Below are 254 nucleotides of genomic sequence, written 5' to 3' on the forward strand. Positions count from 1 at the left end.
CTGCCGACATCCCGTCGATTTGCAACGGGCCACCCGGATCCGCGAGCGTCAGCGTTTTCACCAGCCGCGGATACTCGCGCGCCACGTGGAATGCCACGCACCCTCCTCGCGAGTGCCCGACCAGATGCACCGGCGCGAGGTTCATTGCGGCAATGAACTCGGCGAGTTCCGCGACGTGCGTTTCCCAGCCGAATTCTCCTTGAATGCAAGCCTCGCCCGCTGGCCAGTAATGGCTGAGGCTGACCGAGATGCAG

General features: G+C 64.2%; 1 protein-coding gene. It reads right to left on the bottom strand.

Annotated elements, in window-relative coordinates; translation table 11 throughout:
* Positions 1–254: alpha/beta fold hydrolase (locus SB764_RS42510; RefSeq protein ID WP_410867108.1), on the bottom strand; the 254-nt coding region annotated here is incomplete at both ends.

Origin of the sequence: Paraburkholderia sp. SIMBA_027 (assembly GCF_046535315.1) — a bacterium.
In the GTDB taxonomy this organism is placed as follows: domain Bacteria; phylum Pseudomonadota; class Gammaproteobacteria; order Burkholderiales; family Burkholderiaceae; genus Paraburkholderia; species Paraburkholderia tropica.